This window comes from Sedimentibacter sp. B4, assembly GCF_000309315.1.
GTDB lineage: Bacteria > Bacillota > Clostridia > Tissierellales > Sedimentibacteraceae > Sedimentibacter > Sedimentibacter saalensis.
Window position 1 is genome coordinate 1 of sequence record NZ_CANG01000999.1, and the last position, 816, is coordinate 816.

An 816-nucleotide genomic window follows, 5' to 3' on the forward strand; every position below is an offset into this window, starting at 1 on the left:
TCCATGGCTGAGGTCACCGGTTCCTCCCGGCTGACCCCCAGGCGCCCGGAGCCCAGGACGGAGACTTCGAAGTCGGCGAGGCCGTAGTGAAGGAAGTCGGAGGTAGTGGCTCTCTGGATGATCTCGATCGCGATGCCCAAGACACGGTAGTAGTCGAGCACCTCGATCGTGAACTCCCCATCTGGTGGTTGCGCGGCCACGTACTCGATCAGGAAGCGATTCGCGCGCTGTGCGGTCGCGCTCGCCTTCCGGTGGTCAACCAGCTCGGTGACGGTGCCTGACTGCTCTCCGAAGCACGCCAACCGCGACTTCAGCAGCATCGAGTTGAACTTGGCGTCGTGGAGAAGGGCCTCGTTCTGTGCCAGGAGGAAGTCGAGCAGGATTCGTTTGTCGTACGGGGCGACCTCAGCCTCGAGCCGATTGAAAGGTGGCCAACGGCCGCGTTGAGCACCCGGACCCGTTGTTCGCCCGAGAGATTGCCGATCGAGAAGCCACCTCCAGTCGGAGACCGGAGCCACTGGCCCAACTCGTCGAGCAGTTGAGCGGTGATCTGGTCGTGTCCCTTCAGGGCGCGGGGAAGGTTCTCGGAGAGCATGTCCGGCGCACGATTCTGGTCGAAGGCGTTGATCATCCGTTTCGAGCCCACGGGCGCGACCGCGTCAAGGCTCGAACCCACGTCGGTGCTCGCGGCTCCGAAGAGACTGGTCAACAGGACCGTCACGAGTTCTCGCTCCGCATTGTTTTTGGCTCCTGAAGAGGGCGACGAACGTCTCCGTGAACTCCAGGGTGTATCCGTTCTCCACCCTGGCCATCCGC

1 protein-coding gene is annotated in these 816 nt (G+C 63.0%); it reads right to left on the bottom strand.

Annotation, left to right across the window (positions count from 1 at the left end; translation table 11 throughout):
- Positions 1–518: hypothetical protein (locus BN358_RS21440; RefSeq protein WP_040584170.1), on the bottom strand; the 518-nt coding region annotated here is incomplete at its 3' end.
- Positions 519–816: the final 298 nt, after the last annotated feature.